The following is a 22,569-nucleotide window of genomic DNA, read 5'->3' as shown; positions in this document are numbered from 1 at the left end:
TCCCTTCCATTACTTACGCATTTTCGGATCTAGTGCATCACGCAATCCATCGGCCATTAAGTTGAAACTTAAGATGACTAATGAGATGACAGCTGATGGAACCAGCATCATATGCGGAAATGACTGGATAGATTTGTACCCGTCATTAACCAATGATCCCAGAGATGCTCTTGGTGGAGCAATCCCCAATCCGATAAAGCTTAAGAATGCTTCTGTGTAAATCGCAGCAGGTACTGTGAACATCGTAGTGATGATAACAGGTCCCATTACGTTTGGAAGCAGGTGTTTAAAGATTAAACGGTTGCTTGTAGCCCCGAGTGTACGTGAAGCAAGAACGAATTCCTGATTCTTTAATTGTAGCACTTGACCACGAACGATACGTGCCATACCGGTCCAACCTGTTATAACCATGGCCATGGTTATCGAGAATATCCCTGGTTCGAATATCAGGATAAAGAGAATAACAACAATTAAGTTTGGAATCCCGACAAGGATTTCAATAATACGCTGCATGACATCGTCGACTTTCCCACCGTAATAAGCAGATATCCCACCATATGAAATACCAATGATAAAATCGATGATCGCTGCAAGAATACCAATATAAAGTGAAATACGGGTACCGTTCCATGTACGGGTCCATAGGTCACGCCCTAAGTCATCTGTACCAAACCAATAGTTTTCCTTAACTTGCCTTGCTTCATAAACATCAAAACCGTCTGCATCTTTCCCATCAAAAGGAAGCCAACTAATCCCTGAAAGCGCTTCAATTTTCGGAGGCAGCTTTGCATGCCTGATATTTTGATCGCTAAACTTATACTCGTTCATCATTGGACCAAAAGCGGCAAAGAAGAATATAATCGCTGTAATAACGATACCTGCAATTGCTCCTTTGTTCTTACGTAAACGAATCCATGAGTCCTGCCAGAAATTCAAGCTCGGACGTGAAATTTTCTCTGACTCGTCTTCCCTAGCCTTTTGAGGTTGGAAGAGGTCTGGACTAAGTTGATCTAGTTTCTTTTTGTTTGCTTCCATTATTTCTTCCCTCCAGCTAAGCGAATACGCGGATCAATGATTCCGTATAGAATATCTACCAAGAAGATAACTCCAATGAATAAAGCGCTGAAGAACAGTGTAATACCCATAATAACGGTGTAATCATTTGTATTGATCGATAGTACGAATTGTTCCCCTAAACCAGGGACTGCGAAAATTCGTTCAACTACAAGTGATCCAGTCATTACCCCAACTGTCATTGGACCTAAGATCGTTACAATGGGAATCAATGCATTTCTAACAGCATGCTTTACAACTGTTGCCGTTTTAGAAATCCCCTTTGCTTTTGCTAGTAAAATATAATCCGAGTTTAATATTTCAAGCATTTCAGTACGCATAAAACGAGCAATGGTCGCTACTACGAATACTGTAAGTGCTAAGGTTGGAAGAATCGTATGTTTGTATTCCCCCCATAGTGCCACGGGCAGCCATTCAAGTTTAACCCCAACGTAATATTGCAGGAGACCGGCAAATACGAAGGAAGGAATCGATATTCCAATTACAGCCAGGAACGTTGACCCATAATCAATCCAGGTGTTATGTTTGATTGCTGCTACAATACCAATAAGTAGTCCTAAGAATGTGCCTAATACCATAGCTTGGAATCCAAGAAGTGCGGAAGGACCAATACGATCTCCAACAATTTGTGTTACTGGACGATTGTCATATTGGAAAGACAATCCTAAATCACCTTTTGCCAACCCAACCATATAATTCACATATTGTTGTGGCAGCGGGTCATTTAGACCGTATTTATCCAGGATGATTTGTTGTTGTTCCGGAGACAGCCTTTCTGCGTTTTGTAGTGGAGATCCAGGTAGGAGCTTCATCAGAAAGAAAGTGGCGGTTGCAATGATAACCAAAGTGATGATCATATAGACGATACGTTGAATTGTATATCTGACCATTCTTTAGCCCCCCTTTTTAGTCTATTTTTTCTACATTTTTAATTATATCCATTCTCGACAAATTTTCAATGTATTTTTACTTTTTTGATAATTTTCGACATTCACTGGAAAAGGAGAGCGTATGCTTACGCATACACTCTCCTCTTAAGGTTTGTTAATTGAGCTAACGATTACTCAATGTAAGCCCATTTGTATGATGCATCCGCACCAAATGAGTGACGTAACAGACCTTTAACATATGGACGCTCTAGGAAAGCCGTTCCACGTTGGTACATCGGGCTGATCGCTTGATCTTCGAAAAGGATCTTTTCTGCGTCAACCATTGCTTGCCAGCGAGCTTCTTCATCAGCGATCAGCTCACCTTTAGCTTGTTCGATTAACTTGTCATACTCTGGGTTAGAGTAAGCCATTTGGTTATGAGCACCGTCAGTTACGAACATGTCAACAAATGTCATCGGATCTGGATAGTCAGGACCCCATCCGGCGAATGAAACATCATAATCACCTTTAGATTCTAACTCAAGCTTTTGCTTGAAAGGTTGTGCTTTGATTGAAACAGTTAAACCTTCTAAGTTTTGTTCTAATTGTTCTTTTAAGAATTCACCGATTTTCTTAGAGCTGTCAGAGTCATAGTTTAGTAATTCTAGTTCAATAGAATCTTTACCTAACTCTTCTTTCGCTTTAGCCCAGTGCTCTGCAGCTTTTTCAGGATCGAAACCACCGAAATCGCCTACAGCTTCACGATATTCAGCACCATCTGGACCAGTAACGAAATCTTTTGGTACTAAGAAGTACGCAGGTAGAGAACCATTGTTAAGAAGAACGTCAACCATACCTTGCTTGTCATATGCAGCATCAAATGCTTTACGTGCATTCAGGTTTGCCATAACTTCATTCTTTTGGTTTAAACGAAGGAAGAATACCGCAGTATCAGCCTTTGTTTTGAAGTTTTCATCAGATTTGTATTTATCTACGAATTCAGCTGAAAGACCAGCAACATCCGCTTTGTTTGTTTCATAAAGGTTTACACCTGTAGCAGTATCTTTAACGATGTTGAAGTTAACTTCTTTAAGCTTAACAGTTTCTGCATCCCAGTAACCGTCGTTCTTAGTTAACTTAAAGCTTTGTTCATGCTTCCACTCAGAAAGTGTGAATGGACCGTTATAAACAGCAGTGTCAGCTTCAAGACCGAATTTATCGCCTTGTTCTTCCACGAACTTTTGATTTTGAGGATAGAATGTTGCGAAAGAAAGTAAAGCTTTGAAATATGGAACAGCTGTTTCAAGCTGAACTTCTAGAGTTTTCTCATCAACCGCTTTAACACCTAATTCTTCAACTGGAACTTCACCAGCATTAACTTTAGCAGCGTTTTTGATATCGTACATGATGTACGCATACTCTGCACCAGTATCAGGGTTTAAAGCTTTTTGCCAAGCGTAAACGAAGTCGTTAGCAGTAACTGCATCTCCGTTTGACCATTTAGCATCACGAAGTTTGAACGTGTATGTTTTACCATCTTCACTGATTTGTGGTTCTTCTGCAGCCATACCAAGTACAGCTTCATCATTTTCACCTAAACGGTAAAGACCTTCAAATACGTTGTTCATTACTTTGAATGATACAGCGTCAGTTGCTAGAGTAGAGTCCATTGATGGGATCTCAGAACTCTCAAGTAAGTTAAGTACCTGTTCTTTCTTTTCAGCAGACTCGCCGCCTTCACCAGATGCTCCTTCATTGCCCTCAGTTTTCTTGTCGCCGCCACATGCAGCCAAGAAAGTACTTAGAGCCAGAAGAAGAACTAGCAAGAATGAAAACTTTTTCTTCATCTTGAAATTGACCTCCTCGTAAATCTCATATTTATTTATCTTCTAATTTTCAGAAGATTTGTTACTTATTATACATGATAGAGAAATTATTGCAATATGAATTTAACAGTTTTTTTGCGAAATTATCAGATTAATAGGTATATTGTTATTAAAACCTTGATACATAAGGCTTTTATCTGTTTATTTTAGAGAGTTTGTCCCATTACAATTGTTACAAATGTAAATTTCAAATATGGCAACCTCAAATGTTTTGTGCAGGATTTTTCATCCACTGCCCCCTACTTCTATTATAAATATAAGATTCCCAGACTAAATATAAATAATAGAATATATACTTTATTCGTTCACAGGAATTGTAAACCAGCAGGTGTTTCTAGTGTATACGGTTTATGTGGATTTCTATTCTCTTTTCCCGTGCATTGCACGCTGATTTGAATATATATGAACGATGATTGAATTCTACTTTATCCATCATGTATACTTTTATAAAAAACAATTTAAGGAGTACTATGAAACGAATTAATTTTTTCTACATTCTTACACTGCTGTTTTTCATCATCGCCTTTGGGGCTGCTATTCTACAGGGCAAAAACCTGCTTCTTTCTATTATAGACAGTTTGTTCATTATCGGAATTACCTATGCTGTCATAGGGGCCCTCCTCTATATTATTCAAAAGGGATTTTTCAATGGGATCGTGTATGCCCTTAAGAGATTCAGGAAAAGTACGAAACAAGGAAAATACATCTCTCAGTTCGATGATTTGGATGAAACAAAGGATGCTCATGAAGAATATGGCCACAAGCGCTCATATTCCATTACGAAATCATTTCTTATAGTCGGTACTTTTTCGCTCGTATTTTCCATCGCCTTGTCCTATCTCCTGTATACTTGAATTACGAAACTTTATTTTATATAATAAATGTATATGAATGAGAGTATAAGCGTCGATGAAGAGTAGTACCTTTCATCTTTGAATGATAGAGAGCTTGTGGTTGGTGAGAACAAGTATTCATTGGAAAGGGAATGGACTTCTGAGCTTTATTTGTGAAATTGAGTAGCATATAACGGATCAACCTCACGTTAAAGAGGTTCCATGTTCTCATGGACTAAGCTGACTCATTTGAGTACTTAGGGTGGCACCGCGGAAATGATCCCATTCGTCCCTATCTTTATTAGGCCGGATGGGTTTTTATTTTGTTTATTCAGAGGAGGAAGTTAGATGAAGAAAATCTTTAGTGGGATTCAACCGAGTGGTACGATTACGCTTGGTAATTACATCGGGGCAATGAAGCAGTTCACTGAGCTGCAGGAAGAATACAATTGTTATTTCTGTGTAGTGGATCAGCATGCGATCACGGTGGCACAAGATAAAATGGAGCTTCGGAAGAACATCCGCAGTCTCGCAGCACTCTATATTGCTTGTGGCATCGACCCGGATAAATCAACGCTATTCATTCAATCGGAGGTTCCGGCCCATGCACAGGCAGGGTGGATCCTGCAATGTGTGACATATATTGGTGAGCTTGAAAGAATGACACAATTCAAAGATAAATCACATGGTAAAGAAGCAGTTTCTGCCGGTTTATTAACTTACCCGCCATTAATGGCGGCTGATATCCTGCTCTATGGTACCGACTTAGTCCCTGTGGGAGAAGATCAGAAACAGCATCTGGAATTAACGAGAAATCTTGCTGAGCGTTTCAATAACAAATACAATAATATCTTTACTGTTCCGGAAGTCCGGATTCCTAAAGTGGGCGCACGTGTCATGTCCCTACAGGATCCTCTGAAGAAAATGAGTAAGTCCGATGCTAATCAGAAATCATTTATCACGCTCCTCGATGATCCGAAGCTGATCGAAAAGAAAATTAAAAGTGCTGTAACGGATTCAGATGGTATTGTGAAATACGATAAAGAAAACAAACCAGGGGTATCAAACCTTCTTTCTATCTATTCGATACTTGAAGGCAGCTCTATAGAAGAACTTGAACAAAAGTATGAAGGTAAGGGCTACGGAGATTTCAAATCTGACTTGGCTCAAGTAGTAATCAATGCCATTAAGCCGGTACAGGACCGCTACTATGAATTGATTGATTCAGAAGAGTTAGATGACATCCTTGACCGTGGGGCTGAAAAGGCTAACTTTGCTGCAAACAAAATGCTCAAAAAGATGGAAAAGGCCATGGGACTCGGGCGTAAAGAGAGAAAAAGAAAATAGTGATGGTGCCAAGAGCCGCTCAGGCTCTTGGCTTTTTTATTTCCATTCACGGTCACCACCTTCCCCCCACCAAACAAAAAACCTCAAGCCCATTATAGACTCAAGGTTTTCGTTTACCTACTAATTTACCTTAGGACGATTTTCCACTTCCCATAGTTTTTCAAAGAAGGGTTGTCCCTTAATTAAGTTCTCGCAGAGAGTAAGATGCTTGTCCGACCAGCCATACTGTGTTTCTTCGTACAACATTTGCCAAATTTCTTCAAAGTCCATCTCCTGAATGGTCCGATATCGCTGCGGAGCCCATTCCGTGTACCAGTAACGTATTTCTGCCGTGTTATTTGAGCTGTGGAGCTGATCCAGCGCCATAAATAATAATTGCTTCAACTGTCTTTCTTTTCTTGTCAGACCACTCATCATATAAGGACTCGGTGAAAGAATGTGGTATGAATCCTCTTTCTTTCCTTCAGGCTGAATAGCGTAGTGCATCGTTTCATGACTTTCAACCATTTCATAGACAAGCTGTTCCTGCCTTGGAATGAGCCTGCTTTTTCTTATTGGAACGGTATACCCGATCGTATCCACGGCAAGTATTCCTGTCCCATCCGTGACAATGAAGCAATAATCCAGTTGAATTCGTTCATGGTTTTTTCGCAAGTATGCTTTTTGATAGACATTATTGAGCAGTTGTTGAGGTAACTCTGATAAATCATTCTCGATGTAATGAAACAAAACAGTGTCCACTTTAATGAGAGGAACTTGATCCAATAACTCAATAACATCCTCTTTTCTCCACTCGTGAAAATGACAGACATTGTAGCCATTTTCTTCGCCTTCGAACCAATTTACCCATACATCATGAAGATATAACATGATTGACCCCTCGCTTTGCTACAATCTTATTTGTCAATCAGTATAGGCAAATCGGTGTAAATTTATTCCTATTTTATAGATAGTGGTTATTTTTCCTTCGCGGAATATAGATTGAGATCGTTATGATGAGAATCCCTAAGAGAAATAAGTAGCATTCGACTCGGGTGGATACGAAGAGAATATAGTCTGTAAAGGTCATTCCCGTAGTGAGAAGGTTTAAATAGATGATTAAACTTACACCACCCGAAACAGCCAGTCCAAACCCAATAAATAATATAAACATTCGAAACACCATACCTTCCGCCTCTATCCTCGCATTTAGAGATTTAGCTCGTCCATTCTTACTATAGTCTATGAGTGCAAATGGAAGATATGACGATATAAAGAGCTTAATTTCATCGCCAGCACAGGAATCAGAAGATGAATGGCCGATCCCCATTTTACTGAAGTAAGAAAGTGGCTGAAGGTTTTCCTATCAGAGCAATGGTAGAACCATTCTTTTCCTTAATATAATTTTGTACCAGGTAATACCCGGCAGCGTAACCCAGCATATTGGGATAAGACCTTTGACCAAGAAGTAGGTGATCGTGAAGGGGACTGCTTCGTTTTACATCCAAATTAGGCTTAATCCACTTCTCAAAATACAGTGACATCTTTTTTTTCTCATAAGCCTTTGTCCAGGAAGCCATGTACTTCTCCCCACAATACTCTCTGACAGCTAACTCTGCCAGCCCCTCAAAAATGATGGAATCTAACAGGGTGTATTGGGTGTCTTTTTTGTTTAAGAGTTTCATTCTGACACAGTGATGGTATTCGTGAACAAATAGAGCTTCGTGTTCTTTCGTATCTTCTTGATCTGTTACAAAAAAGAAAATCTCGTCTTTAAAGCATACACCTGACTTTTTCATTGACGATTGGAACATGCCTCTTTTTTCCTGTACAGGGAATAGATAGATTGGCACGTTCGGGCCATTCCATTTATGTTTATACTTCTTTTCATAAAGGGAAAAACGCTCCCATATTTTGCGTTCTTTCATTTTCACATAAATATCTTCAGCCTGAGGTGATGATTTATACATGCCATGCTTCATGAGGTATTGATAAAACGACTTTTGATCTTCTCTTCCGTTTATCGTTTTCTTTAAAAGCTCTAAAGGTTCATGAATGGAATCCTTAAGCCATTCATTAGTGGGAGCAACAGTCACCTTCATCCCTCTTTCCCGACTTTTTATCATGTATATGTAAAGGAAAGAGGATTCACAACAAAAAACGAGCCTGCTAACGCATTAGCAGGCTCGTTCTCTTTTTTAGTTATTGATATTTTTTAAAGACGATCGTAGCATTATGCCCACCGAAACCTAATGAGTTACTCATCGCCACATTCACTTCCTGTTTTCTTGCTTCGTTCGGTACATAATCAAGATCACAATCCGGATCTGGTGTTTCGATATTGATTGTTGGAGGCAACACGCTGTCTTTCATAGCGAGCACTGTGAAAATCGCTTCTACTCCTCCTGCTGCTCCCAGAAGATGACCTGTCATGGATTTCGTTGAGCTCATGGCTAATTTATAGGCATGCTCCCCGAATACTTCTTTTACCGCCATTGTTTCGTATTTGTCATTGTAAGGGGTGCTGGTTCCGTGAGCATTAATGTAATCCATTTGCTCGGGCAGGATTCCACCGTCTTCCAGAGCCATTTTCATTGCTCTTGCTCCACCTTCTCCCGCTGGTGCAGGAGCTGTGATATGATACGCATCACCTGTACAACCATAGCCTACGATTTCAGCATAGATGGGTGCTCCGCGTTTCAGTGCATGCTCAAGCTCTTCCAGGACAACGACACCTGCTCCTTCTCCCATAACGAATCCGTCACGGTTTGCATCAAATGGTCTTGAAGCTTTTTCAGGATCTGTATTGGTAGAAAGGGCTGTGTTTGCACAGAAGCCGGCTACAGACATCTTCGTGATTGGTGCCTCTGCCCCACCTGACACCATGACATCCGCGTCTCCACGCTGGATGACTTTGAATGCATCTCCAATGGAGTTGGTTCCTGTTGCACATGCCGTTACAGTACAAGAATTAAAGCCTTTAGCCCCTAGCATGATGGAAACTTGTCCAGCCGCCATATCAGGAATGATCATTGGAACGAAAAATGGGCTTACTCTGCGGTATCCACGTTTTTGGAAGGTTTCATACTGCTGTTCGAATGTCTCCATCCCACCAATTCCTGAACCAATCCATACGCCGACGCGGTGAGCGTTTTCGTCTGTGATGTCAAGCTTCGAATCCTTGACAGCCATTAACGAGGCTGCAATCGCATAATGTGTGAAGCGATCCATTTTTCTCGCTTCTTTTCGTTCGATACCGAAATCCTCGATATTGAAATCTTTTAACTCTGCTGCCACTTTCGCAGGGTATTCATCGGCATTTAAGCGTGTTAACGGCCCAACACCGGTTTTACCTGCTAAAATATTTGCCCACGTTGACTCGACATCATTTCCTAACGGGGTAACGCTTCCTAATCCTGTTACAACTACGCGTTTCTTGTTCATTTATTCCATCTCCTTTGTCTGCAAGTTATAGAAGGGAGTTCTATTTATTTGCCCCAGCGCATGATAATAGCGCCCCAGGTTAAACCGCCACCGAATCCTACCATGACGACCACATCATTTTCTTTCACTCTTCCAGCTTCCAAATCTTCTACTAGTGAAACCGGGATGGAAGCTGCTGAAGTATTGCCGTATTTATTTACGGTTTTAGACATCTTCTCTACCGGCAGTTCCAATCGTTGCCTTGCTGCTTCCATGATGCGGATATTGGCTTGATGAGGAATTAAGAAATCAACATCTTCTTTCTTTAAGCCTGCTTTTTCAATTACATTTACGCTAGATTCGCCCATTTGACGAACGGCAAATTTAAATACTTCGCGTCCGTTCATGATGATATTTTCTTCCTGGTACAAATGTTTTGCACCCGATCCGTCTGCACCTAATTCAAAGGCAAGTATACCTTTATCATCTGGAACTGGCCCAAGGACCGCTGCGCCTGCTGCGTCTCCAAATAGGACCGCGGTATTACGGTCATCCCAATCTGTGATTTTGGATAACTTTTCAACTCCTACAACGAGTACATGCTTATATGCACCATTGTCGATAAACTGCTTTGCCGTGATCATACCATACATAAATCCGGCACATGCAGCACTTAGATCCATCGCAGCCGCTTTCTTTGCTCCTAATCTTTCCTGAAGCAAGCAGGCCACAGATGGGAATGGCTGATCAGGTGTGACCGTAGCCACCAGGATCAGATCAATTTCTTCTGCAGAAATAGCTGCATCCTCGATTGCCGTTTTTGCAGCTTCATAAGCCATGTCTGATGTGTCTGTTTCATTATCTGCTATTCTTCTCTCTTCAATGCCTGTTCTTGTACGGATCCATTCGTCTGATGTATCCACCATTTTCTCAAGGTCTGCATTAGTAACGACTTTCTCGGGAAGGTAACGCCCAATTCCAATAATTCCTGTATTCATACTGGCATTCCCTACTTTCTATTTTTTTATGTTTTCTCTCTTATACTTTGGTTTATTATCAATTATTAAGACTTGGTACTAATTTTATCGAAGATTTCTACTTTCTGCAATTATTTTTTTACTTCTTCCTCTCTTCTACACGTTTGACCATACTCGGACAACCCTTTTCCTCATAGGTTATGTAGTAGGCAGAGGGGGTGAGAATATGTCTGAAGAAAAAAAGCTGCATCCATTTGATCAGATGATGTTCGGAGGAAGGACCCATAAAAAAGAAGCTTCTCCTTCTCAGGAAAAGCGTGAGGGAAGCAATGAAGGAGGATCATTGCTCTACGGCGTTCATTCCATTATGAATTCCATAGATGAATTGAAACCGCTCTATAAGAAAGTCAGCCCATTCTTAAAGCAATGGAATATAAAATAAAAAAACGGCTCATTGATAAGGTCAATGAGCCGTTTTTTCTATACACTTACTCGTTATGTAAGGCATCCTGTTTGCCTAGTTCATAGGCTTCACTCATGACTTGTGTAAACAGGGTCATAAATGGTTGCAGCATCTCAGGAGAGAACTCAACACCCGCTTGATCAAGCTGCTCTTTTGCTTGTGGGAAGTACTTCATGGCAATCTGCATAAATTCCATCGTTTTGTCTTGATTCATTGTTTCGATTCCTTTCCGTTCGGCAATTTACCTGTTTCGATGTAGGCTTTAACATGTTGCTTCATCTCAGCTTGAAATTCTTTTGGAATGACAGGACTATATTTCCCCATAGAAATGACTCCGTCTTCAAAATCAAATTCAAGATTTCCTGAATCGAGTTCATCATTTGCGAACCTTTCCGCAACGACGCTATACAGCTTATCTGCATGCTGCACCGTACTCGTTAAAACCGTGGATTCTCCTAAATCAGATTGATCAGATACATAGCCAATGGCATAAAGTCCCTTTTCCTTCAGCTTTTCGATTACAGATACATTATAGCCGTCACCTGCCGGATATACAACATCAACTCCCTGATTCATTAAACCCTCAAGCTTTTCAAAAGCAATAGTTTGATCGTCCCAGTGATTGGTATACTCGACAATGAGCTCAGATTCACTTTTTTGGAATTTCGCTCCATCGATAAAACCTTGAACTTCGGGCTGCCAGTCAAAAGCAGCAATTACACCAATTTTATTCGTTTTAGATTGAAAGGCTGCCGTCATGCCCCCGAAGAAGCCCATTGCATACCCTTTAAATTGAAGACTGGTTGTATTCTCCTCAGTGGCGTTTCCATTAAAGCTTACAAAGTGCATGTTGGGATATTCACTGGAAAGGGTGTTAAATATCCCGGAATATTCACTTCCATGTCCAAAAACTAAAGTAACTTTATCATCATTATATGCTTTTACCGCTTGTTTAATTGATGTATCATTTTTTATACTCTCTTTATAGAAGACGTCTGCATTATAATCGGATTGAATCTTTAGTAATCCTTTGTATCCTTTTGTTCCCCATACCCCATCGTCTACGGTTTCCGGAACCAGTAAACCGACTTTTTCTATTTCAGCGCTTTTTCCTGGTGAACAACCACTTATTCCAATGAGGAATACAATCAAGAAAATGGTATAAAATCTCTTACTCATTTGCAGCAACTCCTTTAAAGCCCGTGCAGCATCTATAAAAAGTATCAATAGGAAATTATTACATCATATTTATTTTACCCTCATCCCTATCCACAAGGAAAGAAAAAATTTTATTATTCCTGAATTTCATGCAAAGTGATTCCTCTTAATTGTTCCTTCAATATTCTGTCATGAGACTTTGACGGCTTTACAATAAGCTCTTTACCATCTGGTTCAGCATTCATGCGTGGGGGAGAATAAGACTTCTTCGTCAAGTAAGATAAGGCTTCATTCCAGCTTTGACTTGAGAGAGCTTTCACCGTATAGACTTCTTTCTTGGATGAATGATTTATAATGGAACGGGCTGCGTCCTTCACATAGATTGCTCCACTTGGATCATCAATGTAATTGGAGTCAACATCTTCTCCAGTCAACAATCGAGCGAACAGAAAGTCATTCGGTTGGTGAATTCCGTATAAAGTTGGAAGGTAAAATACCGTTCCTTCTTTATGGTTCTGATTTATCGCCCTATTGGGATAAATTCTGATGATCATGAGAGGTTGTTCAAATTTTGAAATCAGTCCTTCTACTTCCGGCAAGTAATCCACTTTGTTTTCTCTTAACTGATCATAGTATGGAAGGAACACGCTGCATCCAGATTGTATTTCCTTATCCCAATCTTCATAAGGAACATATTGAATGTTTGAGTTCCTTCCAATTTCCAACCACTTATCCTTCATTTCTTTGTTTTCATCAATTGCCGTTACGGTCCATCCATTCTCAAGAAGGGCATCACATAGTTCAAATCCTAAAAACTGTTGAGATGCAAAAACGAATGCATGATTCAAGTCAATCACTCCAATGTATTTGTTATAACTCTTTCTCATGTAAAGAAAAATACGAGGCAAATTTCCCTCCAAGAGAAGCACGCTTTTCAGGAAGTACAAAGAACAAATCCGTTGATGTTCCTTTTTCTAAACGCTCTGTATATATATCTTTTATGAGAGTGAATTGATTTTTATAACGATTAAGAGTCGCTGACTGAACAATATAAAGTGGAATCGAGATGTTTTTAAATACTTCATAATCCTTTGATTGTTGACTGATGAAGGCTTCGCAGTCCTCCTCCTTCAACTGAAACGTGTGTGCGAGTTCTTTTATTATCTTTTTATAAAAGAATTTCTGTTCCTTCTCTTGTTCTAAATGATCATATAGTGACACACAGGGTGCGAGCATAACAGCACTCCTAATATCTTGTTCCATTTTAGGGTAGAGGTTTTTTAACACCAACGCTCCCATTCCTTCGGCCAATATATGAATCTTCCCATTAATGATTTCAGATCGTTTAACATGTTGATAAAGTCGCTTTGCTAATTGCACGGCTTGATTGCTACCCCAATTCGCACCATAAAGATTACTATAATAAACAATATATCCTTTGGCGGTCAGCTCTTGAATCCACTTGTAGCGCGCCTCATGCTGTACCCAAAAGCTGCTCTTATCATCTACATAGTGATGGGAATCCCCTATAACCATTACAGCGAATCCATTTGGGCGTTCAGGATAATGAATCATGCACCACTCTTGCTCTAATTGAAACAATCGCTGATACATTAGAATTTCTCCTTTTACATAGTAAGTCATTATAGTTTATGTAAGGAGAAGTCATTGGTCAGGGAGAAAGCCCAAGAAACCCCTTATATTTGCAAATTTAGTCAGTTCTCCCCTTGATTAAGCATGACCGGTATGGAAGGATGATAAGGGTTACATTTCACAGATTAGTCATTTATTAATTCCTGAAGCTGTGGTAAGATAAAAAAGATTGAAATTGGTTACAAAATGCTAATAATTTAGTTGATTACATAGGAATGAGGTGACTTGGCGTGAGATTTTTCTGGATGTTTTTCTGGGCATTTGCTCTTACTGAAATGTTAACTTACGTTGTAAGTTCAATGAATGGAACTGCGTTTCACTTTGAAACAGGATTAATATTATCGGTTTGTGTTACGGTATTAGTATTCATCATCACGCTTGTTCTTCCAAACGAGCCAGTCGAAAAGCACTAAAAAAAGCAGCCAGATCCGGCTGCTTTTTTTATTTGTCCTGATTGATCGATAAGCCATTTTCCCCTGCCTCAATGGTGATAGTGTCCTTTGTTCTAATATTTCCAGCAATCAATTCTCTTGCCAGTTTGGTTTCAATTTCTCTCTGCAAGTACCTTTTCAGAGGGCGTGCTCCGTAAATCGGATCGTACGCTGACTTTGCAATGAATTCTTTTGCACTTTCAGTCAGAGACAGTGAGATATGTTGTTCTTCCACCCGATTTTGCAAATCTTCTATCAGCTTTTCGATTATCCCTTTTATATTTTGAATGCTCAGTGGTTTAAAGAGAATAATGTCGTCAACCCTGTTAAGGAACTCCGGTCTGAAAGAGGAACGCAGCTGACTCATTACCAGGTTCTTCGTTTCTTTATCGATTTCCTCTTCTCCCTTGTTCCGTTCCAATAGATGAGAAGATCCAATGTTTGAGGTCATAATGATGACTGTATTTTTACAATCAACCGTCCTTCCTTGAGAATCGGTTATCCGTCCATCGTCGAGCATTTGCAGAAGAATATTGAATACTTCTGGATGTGCTTTCTCAATTTCATCCAGCAGAATGACCGAATAGGGTTTCCGCCTGATTGCTTCTGTCAGCTGGCCTCCTTCTTCATATCCCACATATCCCGGTGGTGCTCCGATCAAGCGTGAAACTGCATGCTTTTCCATATATTCAGACATATCAATTCGGATCATCTGTTCCTCACTATCAAACAAAGTATGAGCAAGTGTCTTCGCAAGCTCCGTCTTACCTACCCCAGTAGGACCTAAGAAAATGAATGAACCAATCGGACGGTTCGGATCCTTAATACCTGCTCTAGCACGAATAACCGCATCACTCACCAATTGCACAGCCTCGTCCTGCCCGATCACCCGTTCATGAAGAATACGATCGAGCTTCAAAAGCTTCTCTCGTTCGCCTTCTACCAGCTTAGTGACCGGTATCCCTGTCCATCTTGCTACAATATTTGCCACTTCATCTTCCGTCACTTCTTCCCGCAGCAGGCGCCCTTCCTGTTCTTTCATCATTTCTTGTTCAACAGCAACAAGCTCTTTTTCCATAGCGGGAATCCTGCCGTGACGGAGCTCGGCAGCTTTATTCAGATCATAATCACTTTCTGCTTCTTCAAGCATTCGCCTGAGCTTCTCCAGTTCTTCCCGTTTCTCCTGAACAATCCCGATGCTCTCTTTCTCTTGCTCCCATTTTAACTTCATCACGGTTGCTTTTTCTTTCAGATTACTTAAATCTTCACGGATTCGATCGAGTCGTTCAAGGCTTGACGGATCCTTTTCCTTATTTAGAGCTGCTTCTTCGATTTCAAGCTGCATCACTTTACGTGTGACTTCATCCAATTCTGATGGCATAGAGTCAATTTCTGTACGGATCATTGCACAGGCCTCGTCGATTAAATCAATGGCTTTGTCCGGTAGGAAGCGGTCAGAAATGTAGCGGTCAGAAAGCTTGGAAGCTGCCACAATGGCCCGGTCATGGATGTTGACACCATGATGAATTTCAAAACGCTCCTTTAAGCCCCTTAAAATAGATATAGTATCTTCAACATTGGGCTCCTGCACGAGCACTTGTTGAAATCGCCTTTCCAAAGCCGGGTCCTTTTCAATGTACTTACGGTATTCATTGAGGGTCGTCGCACCTATACAATGCAGTTCTCCCCTCGCAAGCATCGGCTTTAGGATATTACCCGCATCCATTGCTCCTTCCGTCTTCCCTGCGCCCACAATCGTATGAAGTTCATCGATAAAAAGAAGAATGCGCCCCTCACTCTTTCTCACTTCCTGCAATACCGCCTTTAATCGTTCTTCAAACTCGCCCCTGAACTTAGCCCCTGCAACCAAAGAGCTCATATCCAATTCGAAGATGGTTTTATCCTTCAAGCCTTCCGGGACATCTTTTCTGACAATCCGCTGTGCGAGTCCTTCAATGATCGCAGTCTTACCGACTCCAGGCTCCCCTATAAGAACAGGATTATTTTTCGTTTTACGGGAAAGGATTCGGATCACGTGGCGGATTTCACTGTCCCTGCCTATGACTGGATCAATCCTTCCCGACTTTACATCCGCAACAAGATCCCTCCCATACTTTTTCAACGCTTCATATTTTACTTCAGGGTTCTGTGTGTTCACCTTGCTCCCTCCTCTGATCGATTCAATAATGTCCTTTAATTGTTTTTCTGTTAGATTATGTTTTGTTAAATATATCGTAATCGGGTGGTTCTTTTGGTTGAATAACCCAAGGGCAAGATGTTCCACCGAGATATAGTCATCTTCCCATTTAGCCTTTAAGGCATCACTATCTTGCATGAGCTGATGGATATCTCTTGCAAAAAACTGTCCATACTGCAGCCCTTTCCCCTCCACAGCAGGTATATCGTTTAATTTGTCATCAATCCATTTTCTTAGGCCGACTACGTCTACCCCTGCACCAACATAGATCGTGCTAAGAAAACTGTCATCTGATCCAAGGAGGGATTTCCACAAATGAAGCAGGGTGATATCTGTATGTAATTTTTCTTTGGCTGCCTCTCCTGCAAAAACCAATCCTTCTTGAATGCTGTGAGTCATATTATCAAATTTCATCGTGCTTCACCTCACACTTTGACCTTTATTGACCTTTGTATCTATTATATCCTTTTCAATATAAAAGGAAAAGAAAAAGGAACAGGGAGTGCCTCCGATTGGCGTCACCATTCTTATTTAATAGTGAGCTGTCGACGCGACATCCTTGTTCCTTATGGGGTTAAGGTTTTCTCATATACGTCCAAAGACGATTATGGTTGGAGTTTTCAGGAAATCGGTCTCCCGCTTTTAAGCGTAGTTTTTGCGGATTTTTCACCATGCTTCCAGTTTCACCAATTTCTATATACTCTCCATTATTAGGTGCTTTTTCTCCAGCTTTGAATTGTCGTGACTGTCCCATTCTTACCCCTCCTTTTCGAAGCGATGCTTCCTTACTATTTTTCTACAAGGCCGGTCATTCATGCATGCCAGATGAAGGATATCAGAATGCTTTATATGATAAACAAGTTACGGTTCGGTTAACATTTGGAAAAAGTCTTTACAGTCTTTCCCTTTATGGTGTTAAATTAAAAACTGTGGAGAAAAAAAGCTTGGAGGATACACAATGGATTTTTATCTGATTATGAAATACTTATTTTTAGGGATTTTTCAGGGGTTTACTGAACCAATCCCGATTTCATCCAGTGGTCACTTACTATTGGCCCAGCATTTTCTTGGAATTAAGGATGCTACCCTAACATTTGAAATCCTGGTTAATACGGCTTCATTAGTGGCTGTACTCATTATTTACCGTGAAGATATCATGCGACTGATCGTGAATGGCTTAGGCTATTTCAAACATAAAACACCTGAAACGAAACGTGATTTTCATTTCATTGTTTACTTATTGATTGGTACAATCCCTGCCGGGGTGATTGGTGTATTATTCGGTGACGTGATTGAGGAACATTTAACATCTGTCATCACAGTAGGAATTACACTTATTATTACAGGTATTGCCCTATGGCTGATCCGCAACCTTCGAGGAAGAAAAAATGATGGTGACCTAAATGTTAAAGACGCCATCATCATCGGTCTTGCCCAGGCAGTAGCCCTGATTCCTGGAATCAGCCGTTCAGGTGCAACCATCGTAGCTGCAATGGCTAGTGGAATGAAGGCTGAAACGGCATTACGTTTCTCTTTCCTCCTCTATATTCCTGTAAGTGTAGGGGTGATGGTATTCGGAATAAGCGATCTTATTGAGGATCCGAACCTCGCTTCAATGGCCATCCCTTACTTAGTTGCGTTCATCGCATCACTTATTGCTTCCTACTTCTCATTAAAGTGGTTCATGAATATCATGGCTAAAGGAAACCTGAAATATTTCGCCATTTATTGTGCCGTTGTCGGTGCTGCTGTATTGATTTTCGCTTAAATCCCTTCTATCTGTCTGATTCCTTTGGTAAGCTTTAAGTATAAGACATTATGATAGAAATGACGTGATCTCATGAGTGAAATTTCAGAAGTTCCTTCCGAGATTAAACAATTATTTTTCGAGAAAAAAACGGTGAAAAATTTCAAAAAAGGATCGTTCCTGTTTCAAGAAGGAAAGCCTGCTCACGAATTATATTTAATTAAAAGCGGTCGTGTCCAAATCAGCAAAGTGATTCCTGACGGACGTGAATTGTCTTTACGGATCTGTTCAAGTCATGATGTGATCGGTGAATTAACCTTATTCAGTAAAGATGCATACTACATGCTCAGTGCAAAAATGCTTGAGAATACGGAGATTTATGTGTTACCAAAAGAGGTCTTTGAAGAAAAACTTACCAATAACGGTGACTTGACCATCCAATGGCTAAAATGGATCCAAATTCAAAATCAACAAAACCAAACGAAATTTCGCGATCTTATACTTCACGGGAAAAAAGGTGCACTTTACTCAACACTGATCCGTATGTCCAACAGTTACGGAAAAAAAGTTGAAAAGGGCATCCTGATTGATTTTCCGTTAACTAACCAGGAACTCGCCAATTTCTGTGGTTCATCCAGGGAAGTCGTGAATCGGCTGCTGAGTGAATTAAAAAAAGAAAACGTACTTGTGTCAGAAAAAGGATATATCACGATTCTTGATTTAAACTATCTTAAGGATGAAATCGATTGTGAGAATTGTCCGGTTTCAATTTGTCGGATTGATTGATAAATAGCTGGGAACGCAGTATTGGATACTGTGTTCTCGGCTTTTTATTTGAAATGGGATGAATTTGAACTTTTGGATGGGGATTTCCAATGGATAAGAGGGTGATGTTGAAGTTATCGACCGTTATTTGGATTTGTCGACCTTATTTTCATTATATCTACCGTATTTTCAAGATACCGACCGTCTTCTCAATTACAGATAAATTCAGCAATGTATTTCTTCTTCCCTAAAAAAAGATCCGAAAAGACACATGTGTCTTTTCGGATCTTTAGCTTGTCGGGTCTGAACAAGCCGCCTCCGCTTTTCTACTTATCTGATTCCCAATGCAATCTTCGCATAACGGGACATGTTGTCCTTGCTCCAAGGTGGATTCCAGACGATGTCTACTTCTGTTTCTTTGACTTCCGGAATGTCACTTAGAGCTGTTTTCACTTGATCGACAATGGTGCCAGCGAGAGGGCAGCCCATTGACGTAAGGGTCATGGTGACCGTTGCTTTACCTTCTTCATCTAAATCCACATCATATACCAGACCTAAATTAACAATGTCTATTCCTAATTCAGGGTCAACAACCTGTTCAAGGGCACCCATCAGATTATCTTTAAGATCCTGATCCATTTTTAACACTCCTTCCTTTATCCAAGCTTGTTTCTTATCTAATTTCACTACTCATCTTAACAAATTAACGTGCATAAAACAAAAGGTTAGGCTGTTAAATGCTTCTCAAACCACTCTACCAACTTGATCACGCCTTCTCTCGATACTTTATGATCTGCTTTTTCGTCCTCTATAAATAACAGGTTGTCTTCCTGTGATTCATAAAAAGGCAGGATGCTCTGGTAGAACTCTTGTGTCAGATTAAACGGTACGACCTTGTCCCGTTTTCCGTGCCAGAACATAAGGGGTCTGCCCCCAAGTTTCTCAGGCTGAAGACTTAAATCGTAGTGAGCGAGTTCATTTAACATATTTTCTATCTCTTCTTCGCTGAATGGCAGTTCATAACCTAACGATTCGACTTGAGCTAACTGGGCTTGAGCAAATTTCACATATGTAGGATTCCCCATTAACGAGACAGCAGATGAGATCCACTCATATTGAGTTAAGGCTCCAAGTGTGACAATTCCACCCATAGAGGTCCCTGCAACCCCGATCCCATTTGGAACGAGCAATCCTTTTTCTTCAAATTCATCTTTAAGAATCGATAATTCATGAATCGTCTGTAAGACGATTTTCCAGAAGACTTCTCCTAATTGATGCTCTGATTTGCCTGTAGATCGTTCTCCGTGCTCTAAACAATCGGGAAGGATGACTCTAAATCCCTTTTCAGCCAGATAATAGGCATAATGTAAATTATGTTCTTTCGCACTAGTAAATCCGTGAATAAAAAAGCATACGGGTATTGGCTTATTTACATCCTCTTCCTTCACGAGATGAAGAAATGGAATGGTTTGAATGGTCGATTTATCAACTAAGATCATGTGTATTCTCTCCCTCCTGACTGCATTTCACTTTACTATGATATCCTAGATTTGGTAGTATGTATAATATTTAAATCGAAAGTGTTTGTAAACATATATTAAATTATTTGTAGCGGCAGTGGACAACTTTCAATGTCTCACGCTACACTAGAAATTGCCTTAATACCAATAAGATTGGGGATTTGTATTCATGCATTCACAAGAAAAACACTTGATCGTTCTGGATTTAGACGGAACACTTTTAACAGATGAGAAGAAAATTTCAGCAAAAACCAGCGAAATATTAAAAAAAGCTCGCCATAAAGGGCACGAAGTTATGATTGCAACAGGCAGGCCTTATCGTGCCAGTGAATTGTATTATCAACAATTAAAGCTGACAACTCCCATCGTAAACTTTAACGGTGCGTTCGTGCATCATCCCACAGATGATTCATGGGGGATGTTTCATGAGCCTATGGATTTAAAGGTGGCCAAACAAATCATTGATGCATGTGACGAATTTAATTTCCGGAACATTGTTGCCGAAGTGATGGATGATGTATATCTGCATTACCATGATGAGAAGATCATTGACGTATTCATGATGGGCAACCCTTCCATTTCAACTGGGGATATCCGCAGTGTACTATCTGATCATCCCACTTCCATGCTCATTCACGCTGAAGAAGAAGATGTACCAGAGATACGTGCACATTTAGATGATGTTCATGCAGAGTTGATTGACCATCGCCGTTGGGCTGCCCCATGGCACATCATTGAGATCGTTAAATCAGGATTAAACAAAGCGGTCGGTATTGAACGTGTGGCTTCCTCATTGAATATACCCCGGGAAAGGATAATTGCATTCGGGGATGAAGATAACGATCTCGAAATGCTTGATTATGCCGGAACGGGGGTGGCCATGGGAAATGCCATTGACCCACTCAAAGATATAGCGAATGAAATCACATTATCAAACGAAGAAGACGGTATCGGACGCTACCTTCAGAAACGATTTGATCTCTAAACCAATAAATTTATGGAAGATGAGGGTATATCTTTTCATCGTATTCTCTCACCTTGGATAGCCATACTAAAAGAGAACGCAATATGCGTTCCAACTTGAAAAAGGGGTGGTAGTGATGGGTAGAAATAAATCGAAACGATTTGTACAACAAGGTAAAATCGCAGTAACAAAACATGATGAACGTATTCCGTACCATCTGACGTATGCTGAAGCAGAAGCTAAAAAGCTTGCTTCACATGGCGAAGGGCCAGGGGGAATGGAATAATGAGTAATCCATTATTCCAACAGGCCCGTAACGCGGTTCATTCTGCCCAACAAGCATGCAGTACGGGAGAAAACGCTCAAATGTCCATTGATAAAGCGAAAAACGCGTTGTCATCTGCTTACGCCAACTCAAATGTTGAAGAGCAAAAGCAGCTTCACGCTCTTCAAGCTGAGTTAAACCGCCTGTCATAAAGCTAAAAACAGGGTTGCCCCTTATGGACAACCCTGTTTTTTTATGGAATGGATATGACGTATCGGTGCAGAATTTTCCCATCTTCATTATCCCTTTCATAAAGACTTAGGAAGAACTTGTCTGTACTACCTGTCAACTCAGGGAGTATGATGGTAAAGTCGGTCCAGTTAGGCGATTCTTTATTAACCTTGAATAAGGTTTCTTTAAGAAGAACTCTATGACCATCCTCCACATAGTAATAAAAACTCCCATCAGACACCCGCGCCTGTCCCTGGATGGTAAACCGTCCTTTCAACTCTCGTACCTTTACTGCCCTGAAAGACTGGTTTTCTTCAGGAACTGTGAATGAATACTCAGCCCGCAAAGGATGATCAAATCCACTTATATCCTCCCCCATCAACCAGGCTTCAATCGTATATTTTCCTTCTGGGACACGTTTTCCTTCCTGCTTGTAATCCCAAATTTCTTTCCAAATCTTCGTTTCACCCTTCTTCAATGAAATGGTTTGGAGCGCTTGAAGGAATGATTTCCCCTGACTGTAATGGTAAACCACTTTTCCCGCATTATTTTTGATTGTAAAGTCAAACATTTGACTCGTGTTAAAGGTGATGTTCTTATCCCCTTCACTATTATTATAAAGAAGAAGCTGGATCTCTGACCCTTCCTCTCCAGGAAAAGCTGTTACAGTAAAGATCAGCGGTGTTTTCTCAGCCTTCATGGAAGAAGGTAAACAAAAGAGCATCAAAGAACTAATAAGTATATAAACAACTGCCTTCAAGGTGATACCCCTTTCTATCTAGGTTCA

25 protein-coding genes and 1 other annotated feature are annotated in these 22,569 nt (G+C 40.5%); of the genes, 9 read left to right on the top strand and 16 right to left on the bottom strand.

Translation table 11 applies throughout. The annotated features are described in order from the left end of the window. Nucleotides 1-9: 9 nt before the first annotated feature. The 3 genes from opp3C to ACCB35_RS07705 all read right to left on the bottom strand — a co-directional run bounded on the left by opp3C (nucleotide 10) and on the right by ACCB35_RS07705 (nucleotide 3,790). Complete coding sequence (opp3C, locus tag ACCB35_RS07715) at nucleotides 10-1,035, bottom strand: oligopeptide ABC transporter permease (protein WP_374056425.1); 1,026 nt, start codon at nucleotides 1,033-1,035, stop codon at nucleotides 10-12. Further along, the gene (gene opp3b, locus ACCB35_RS07710; protein ID WP_374056424.1) at nucleotides 1,035-1,964 is read right to left on the bottom strand and encodes an oligopeptide ABC transporter permease; all 930 of its coding nucleotides are present in this window, start codon (nucleotides 1,962-1,964) and stop codon (nucleotides 1,035-1,037) included. The genes opp3C and opp3b overlap by 1 nt, the downstream gene beginning before the upstream one ends. 170 nt (nucleotides 1,965-2,134) lie before the next feature. Continuing rightward, nucleotides 2,135-3,790 (bottom strand): peptide ABC transporter substrate-binding protein, encoded by a 1,656-nt coding sequence (locus ACCB35_RS07705; RefSeq protein ID WP_374056423.1) that lies wholly within the window; start codon nucleotides 3,788-3,790, stop codon nucleotides 2,135-2,137. A 509-nt stretch (nucleotides 3,791-4,299) separates the two neighbouring features. Here ACCB35_RS07705 and ACCB35_RS07700 point away from each other — a divergent pair. Together ACCB35_RS07700 and trpS are read left to right on the top strand one after the other, a co-directional pair. Beyond that, entirely contained in the window at nucleotides 4,300-4,683 is a 384-nt protein-coding gene (locus tag ACCB35_RS07700) for a DUF3899 domain-containing protein (protein WP_374056422.1), read from the top strand. Between the two features lie 43 nt (nucleotides 4,684-4,726). Then, nucleotides 4,727-4,959, top strand: a binding site (T-box leader). Between the two features lie 51 nt (nucleotides 4,960-5,010). Continuing rightward, a complete protein-coding gene (trpS, locus tag ACCB35_RS07695; RefSeq protein WP_374056421.1) occupies nucleotides 5,011-6,009 on the top strand; it encodes a tryptophan--tRNA ligase in 999 nt (332 codons plus the stop codon). 120 nt (nucleotides 6,010-6,129) lie between these two features. Here trpS and ACCB35_RS07690 read toward each other — a convergent pair whose 3' ends face one another. The 4 genes from ACCB35_RS07690 to ACCB35_RS07675 form a co-directional block, all read right to left on the bottom strand. Continuing rightward, complete coding sequence (locus ACCB35_RS07690; RefSeq protein ID WP_044337692.1) at nucleotides 6,130-6,879, bottom strand: YjbA family protein; 750 nt, start codon at nucleotides 6,877-6,879, stop codon at nucleotides 6,130-6,132. Nucleotides 6,880-7,319: 440 nt separating this feature from the next. Further along, on the bottom strand, nucleotides 7,320-8,090 hold the full coding sequence (locus tag ACCB35_RS07685) for a DUF2268 domain-containing protein (RefSeq protein ID WP_374056420.1): 771 nt from the start codon (nucleotides 8,088-8,090) through the stop codon (nucleotides 7,320-7,322). Nucleotides 8,091-8,190: 100 nt separating this feature from the next. Further along, nucleotides 8,191-9,432, bottom strand: a complete 1,242-nt coding sequence (gene fabF, locus ACCB35_RS07680) for a beta-ketoacyl-ACP synthase II (protein ID WP_374056419.1) — start codon at nucleotides 9,430-9,432, stop codon at nucleotides 8,191-8,193. Between the two features lie 44 nt (nucleotides 9,433-9,476). Then, nucleotides 9,477-10,409, bottom strand: a complete 933-nt coding sequence (locus ACCB35_RS07675; RefSeq protein ID WP_044337695.1) for a beta-ketoacyl-ACP synthase III — start codon at nucleotides 10,407-10,409, stop codon at nucleotides 9,477-9,479. Between the two features lie 205 nt (nucleotides 10,410-10,614). Here ACCB35_RS07675 and ACCB35_RS07670 point away from each other — a divergent pair, with 205 nt between their 5' ends. Then, complete coding sequence (locus tag ACCB35_RS07670; RefSeq protein WP_374056418.1) at nucleotides 10,615-10,830, top strand: hypothetical protein; 216 nt, start codon at nucleotides 10,615-10,617, stop codon at nucleotides 10,828-10,830. Between the two features lie 46 nt (nucleotides 10,831-10,876). On the opposite strand, the gene ACCB35_RS07665 is transcribed toward ACCB35_RS07670, so the two are convergent. From ACCB35_RS07665 to ACCB35_RS07650, 4 genes are all read right to left on the bottom strand, one after another. Next, the gene (locus ACCB35_RS07665) at nucleotides 10,877-11,065 is read right to left on the bottom strand and encodes a ComZ family protein (protein ID WP_044337697.1); all 189 of its coding nucleotides are present in this window, start codon (nucleotides 11,063-11,065) and stop codon (nucleotides 10,877-10,879) included. Next, on the bottom strand, nucleotides 11,062-12,030 hold the full coding sequence (locus ACCB35_RS07660) for a BMP family ABC transporter substrate-binding protein (protein WP_374056417.1): 969 nt from the start codon (nucleotides 12,028-12,030) through the stop codon (nucleotides 11,062-11,064). Before ACCB35_RS07660 ends, ACCB35_RS07665 begins: the two co-directional genes overlap by 4 nt. A gap of 113 nt (nucleotides 12,031-12,143) precedes the next feature. Next, a complete protein-coding gene (locus ACCB35_RS07655) occupies nucleotides 12,144-12,896 on the bottom strand; it encodes a hypothetical protein (protein WP_374056416.1) in 753 nt (250 codons plus the stop codon). Further along, on the bottom strand, nucleotides 12,880-13,623 hold the full coding sequence (locus tag ACCB35_RS07650; RefSeq protein WP_374056415.1) for a hydrolase: 744 nt from the start codon (nucleotides 13,621-13,623) through the stop codon (nucleotides 12,880-12,882). The genes ACCB35_RS07655 and ACCB35_RS07650 overlap by 17 nt, the downstream gene beginning before the upstream one ends. Before the next feature lie 269 nt (nucleotides 13,624-13,892). Here ACCB35_RS07650 and ACCB35_RS07645 point away from each other — a divergent pair, with 269 nt between their 5' ends. Further along, the gene (locus ACCB35_RS07645) at nucleotides 13,893-14,075 is read left to right on the top strand and encodes a DUF2929 family protein (protein WP_044337701.1); all 183 of its coding nucleotides are present in this window, start codon (nucleotides 13,893-13,895) and stop codon (nucleotides 14,073-14,075) included. Nucleotides 14,076-14,103: 28 nt separating this feature from the next. Here the strand turns inward: ACCB35_RS07645 and clpB are convergent, their stop codons facing one another. Beyond that, entirely contained in the window at nucleotides 14,104-16,704 is a 2,601-nt protein-coding gene (gene clpB / locus ACCB35_RS07640) for an ATP-dependent chaperone ClpB (protein ID WP_374056414.1), read from the bottom strand. 160 nt (nucleotides 16,705-16,864) lie between these two features. After that, the gene (locus ACCB35_RS07635; RefSeq protein WP_044337703.1) at nucleotides 16,865-17,044 is read right to left on the bottom strand and encodes a YjzC family protein; all 180 of its coding nucleotides are present in this window, start codon (nucleotides 17,042-17,044) and stop codon (nucleotides 16,865-16,867) included. Between the two features lie 204 nt (nucleotides 17,045-17,248). Between ACCB35_RS07635 and ACCB35_RS07630 the strand changes: the two genes are divergently transcribed. Further along, a complete protein-coding gene (locus ACCB35_RS07630) occupies nucleotides 17,249-18,058 on the top strand; it encodes an undecaprenyl-diphosphate phosphatase (RefSeq protein ID WP_044337704.1) in 810 nt (269 codons plus the stop codon). Nucleotides 18,059-18,130: 72 nt separating this feature from the next. Next, nucleotides 18,131-18,823: a Crp/Fnr family transcriptional regulator gene (locus tag ACCB35_RS07625; protein ID WP_374056413.1), complete on the top strand. Its 693-nt coding sequence runs from the start codon at nucleotides 18,131-18,133 to the stop codon at nucleotides 18,821-18,823. 309 nt (nucleotides 18,824-19,132) lie between these two features. Here the strand turns inward: ACCB35_RS07625 and ACCB35_RS07620 are convergent, their stop codons facing one another. Continuing rightward, nucleotides 19,133-19,441, bottom strand: coding sequence for a metal-sulfur cluster assembly factor (locus ACCB35_RS07620; RefSeq protein ID WP_044337705.1), 309 nt, complete (start codon nucleotides 19,439-19,441; stop codon nucleotides 19,133-19,135). An 86-nt stretch (nucleotides 19,442-19,527) separates the two neighbouring features. Further along, a complete protein-coding gene (locus ACCB35_RS07615) occupies nucleotides 19,528-20,301 on the bottom strand; it encodes a prolyl oligopeptidase family serine peptidase (RefSeq protein ID WP_374056412.1) in 774 nt (257 codons plus the stop codon). Between the two features lie 190 nt (nucleotides 20,302-20,491). Between ACCB35_RS07615 and ACCB35_RS07610 the strand changes: the two genes are divergently transcribed. The 3 genes from ACCB35_RS07610 (at nucleotide 20,492) to ACCB35_RS07600 (ending at nucleotide 21,763) form a co-directional block, all read left to right on the top strand. Next, on the top strand, nucleotides 20,492-21,307 hold the full coding sequence (locus ACCB35_RS07610; protein ID WP_374056411.1) for a Cof-type HAD-IIB family hydrolase: 816 nt from the start codon (nucleotides 20,492-20,494) through the stop codon (nucleotides 21,305-21,307). A gap of 115 nt (nucleotides 21,308-21,422) precedes the next feature. Continuing rightward, nucleotides 21,423-21,572, top strand: coding sequence for a hypothetical protein (locus tag ACCB35_RS07605; protein WP_181778135.1), 150 nt, complete (start codon nucleotides 21,423-21,425; stop codon nucleotides 21,570-21,572). Then, the gene (locus ACCB35_RS07600; protein WP_374056410.1) at nucleotides 21,572-21,763 is read left to right on the top strand and encodes a DUF3813 domain-containing protein; all 192 of its coding nucleotides are present in this window, start codon (nucleotides 21,572-21,574) and stop codon (nucleotides 21,761-21,763) included. The genes ACCB35_RS07605 and ACCB35_RS07600 overlap by 1 nt, the downstream gene beginning before the upstream one ends. 41 nt (nucleotides 21,764-21,804) lie before the next feature. Here ACCB35_RS07600 and ACCB35_RS07595 read toward each other — a convergent pair whose 3' ends face one another. After that, on the bottom strand, nucleotides 21,805-22,542 hold the full coding sequence (locus ACCB35_RS07595) for a BsuPI-related putative proteinase inhibitor (protein WP_374056409.1): 738 nt from the start codon (nucleotides 22,540-22,542) through the stop codon (nucleotides 21,805-21,807). Nucleotides 22,543-22,569 lie beyond the last annotated feature (27 nt).

The sequence above is a fragment of the Rossellomorea sp. FM04394 genome (genome assembly GCF_041889765.1).
GTDB lineage: Bacteria > Bacillota > Bacilli > Bacillales > Bacillaceae_B > Rossellomorea > Rossellomorea aquimaris_B.
The sequence above is the reverse complement of the archived record's forward strand: the minus strand, read 5'-3'. Positions and strand labels throughout refer to the sequence as shown.

Bases quoted from the DNA above. Each gene is read 5' to 3' on its own strand.
- opp3C (WP_374056425.1), bottom strand. From the start codon at position 1,035: ATGGAAGCAAACAAAAAGAAACTAGATCAACTTAGTCCAGACCTCTTC.
- opp3b (WP_374056424.1), bottom strand. From the start codon at position 1,964: ATGGTCAGATATACAATTCAACGTATCGTCTATATGATCATCACTTTG.
- ACCB35_RS07705 (WP_374056423.1), bottom strand. From the start codon at position 3,790: ATGAAGAAAAAGTTTTCATTCTTGCTAGTTCTTCTTCTGGCTCTAAGT.
- ACCB35_RS07700 (WP_374056422.1), top strand. From the start codon at position 4,300: ATGAAACGAATTAATTTTTTCTACATTCTTACACTGCTGTTTTTCATC.
- trpS (WP_374056421.1), top strand. From the start codon at position 5,011: ATGAAGAAAATCTTTAGTGGGATTCAACCGAGTGGTACGATTACGCTT.
- ACCB35_RS07690 (WP_044337692.1), bottom strand. From the start codon at position 6,879: ATGTTATATCTTCATGATGTATGGGTAAATTGGTTCGAAGGCGAAGAA.
- ACCB35_RS07685 (WP_374056420.1), bottom strand. From the start codon at position 8,090: ATGAAGGTGACTGTTGCTCCCACTAATGAATGGCTTAAGGATTCCATT.
- fabF (WP_374056419.1), bottom strand. From the start codon at position 9,432: ATGAACAAGAAACGCGTAGTTGTAACAGGATTAGGAAGCGTTACCCCG.
- ACCB35_RS07675 (WP_044337695.1), bottom strand. From the start codon at position 10,409: ATGAATACAGGAATTATTGGAATTGGGCGTTACCTTCCCGAGAAAGTC.
- ACCB35_RS07670 (WP_374056418.1), top strand. From the start codon at position 10,615: ATGTCTGAAGAAAAAAAGCTGCATCCATTTGATCAGATGATGTTCGGA.
- ACCB35_RS07665 (WP_044337697.1), bottom strand. From the start codon at position 11,065: ATGAATCAAGACAAAACGATGGAATTTATGCAGATTGCCATGAAGTAC.
- ACCB35_RS07660 (WP_374056417.1), bottom strand. From the start codon at position 12,030: ATGAGTAAGAGATTTTATACCATTTTCTTGATTGTATTCCTCATTGGA.
- ACCB35_RS07655 (WP_374056416.1), bottom strand. From the start codon at position 12,896: ATGAGAAAGAGTTATAACAAATACATTGGAGTGATTGACTTGAATCAT.
- ACCB35_RS07650 (WP_374056415.1), bottom strand. From the start codon at position 13,623: ATGTATCAGCGATTGTTTCAATTAGAGCAAGAGTGGTGCATGATTCAT.
- clpB (WP_374056414.1), bottom strand. From the start codon at position 16,704: ATGAAATTTGATAATATGACTCACAGCATTCAAGAAGGATTGGTTTTT.
- ACCB35_RS07635 (WP_044337703.1), bottom strand. From the start codon at position 17,044: ATGGGACAGTCACGACAATTCAAAGCTGGAGAAAAAGCACCTAATAAT.
- ACCB35_RS07630 (WP_044337704.1), top strand. From the start codon at position 17,249: ATGGATTTTTATCTGATTATGAAATACTTATTTTTAGGGATTTTTCAG.
- ACCB35_RS07625 (WP_374056413.1), top strand. From the start codon at position 18,131: ATGAGTGAAATTTCAGAAGTTCCTTCCGAGATTAAACAATTATTTTTC.
- ACCB35_RS07620 (WP_044337705.1), bottom strand. From the start codon at position 19,441: ATGGATCAGGATCTTAAAGATAATCTGATGGGTGCCCTTGAACAGGTT.
- ACCB35_RS07615 (WP_374056412.1), bottom strand. From the start codon at position 20,301: ATGATCTTAGTTGATAAATCGACCATTCAAACCATTCCATTTCTTCAT.
- ACCB35_RS07610 (WP_374056411.1), top strand. From the start codon at position 20,492: ATGCATTCACAAGAAAAACACTTGATCGTTCTGGATTTAGACGGAACA.
- ACCB35_RS07605 (WP_181778135.1), top strand. From the start codon at position 21,423: ATGGGTAGAAATAAATCGAAACGATTTGTACAACAAGGTAAAATCGCA.
- ACCB35_RS07600 (WP_374056410.1), top strand. From the start codon at position 21,572: ATGAGTAATCCATTATTCCAACAGGCCCGTAACGCGGTTCATTCTGCC.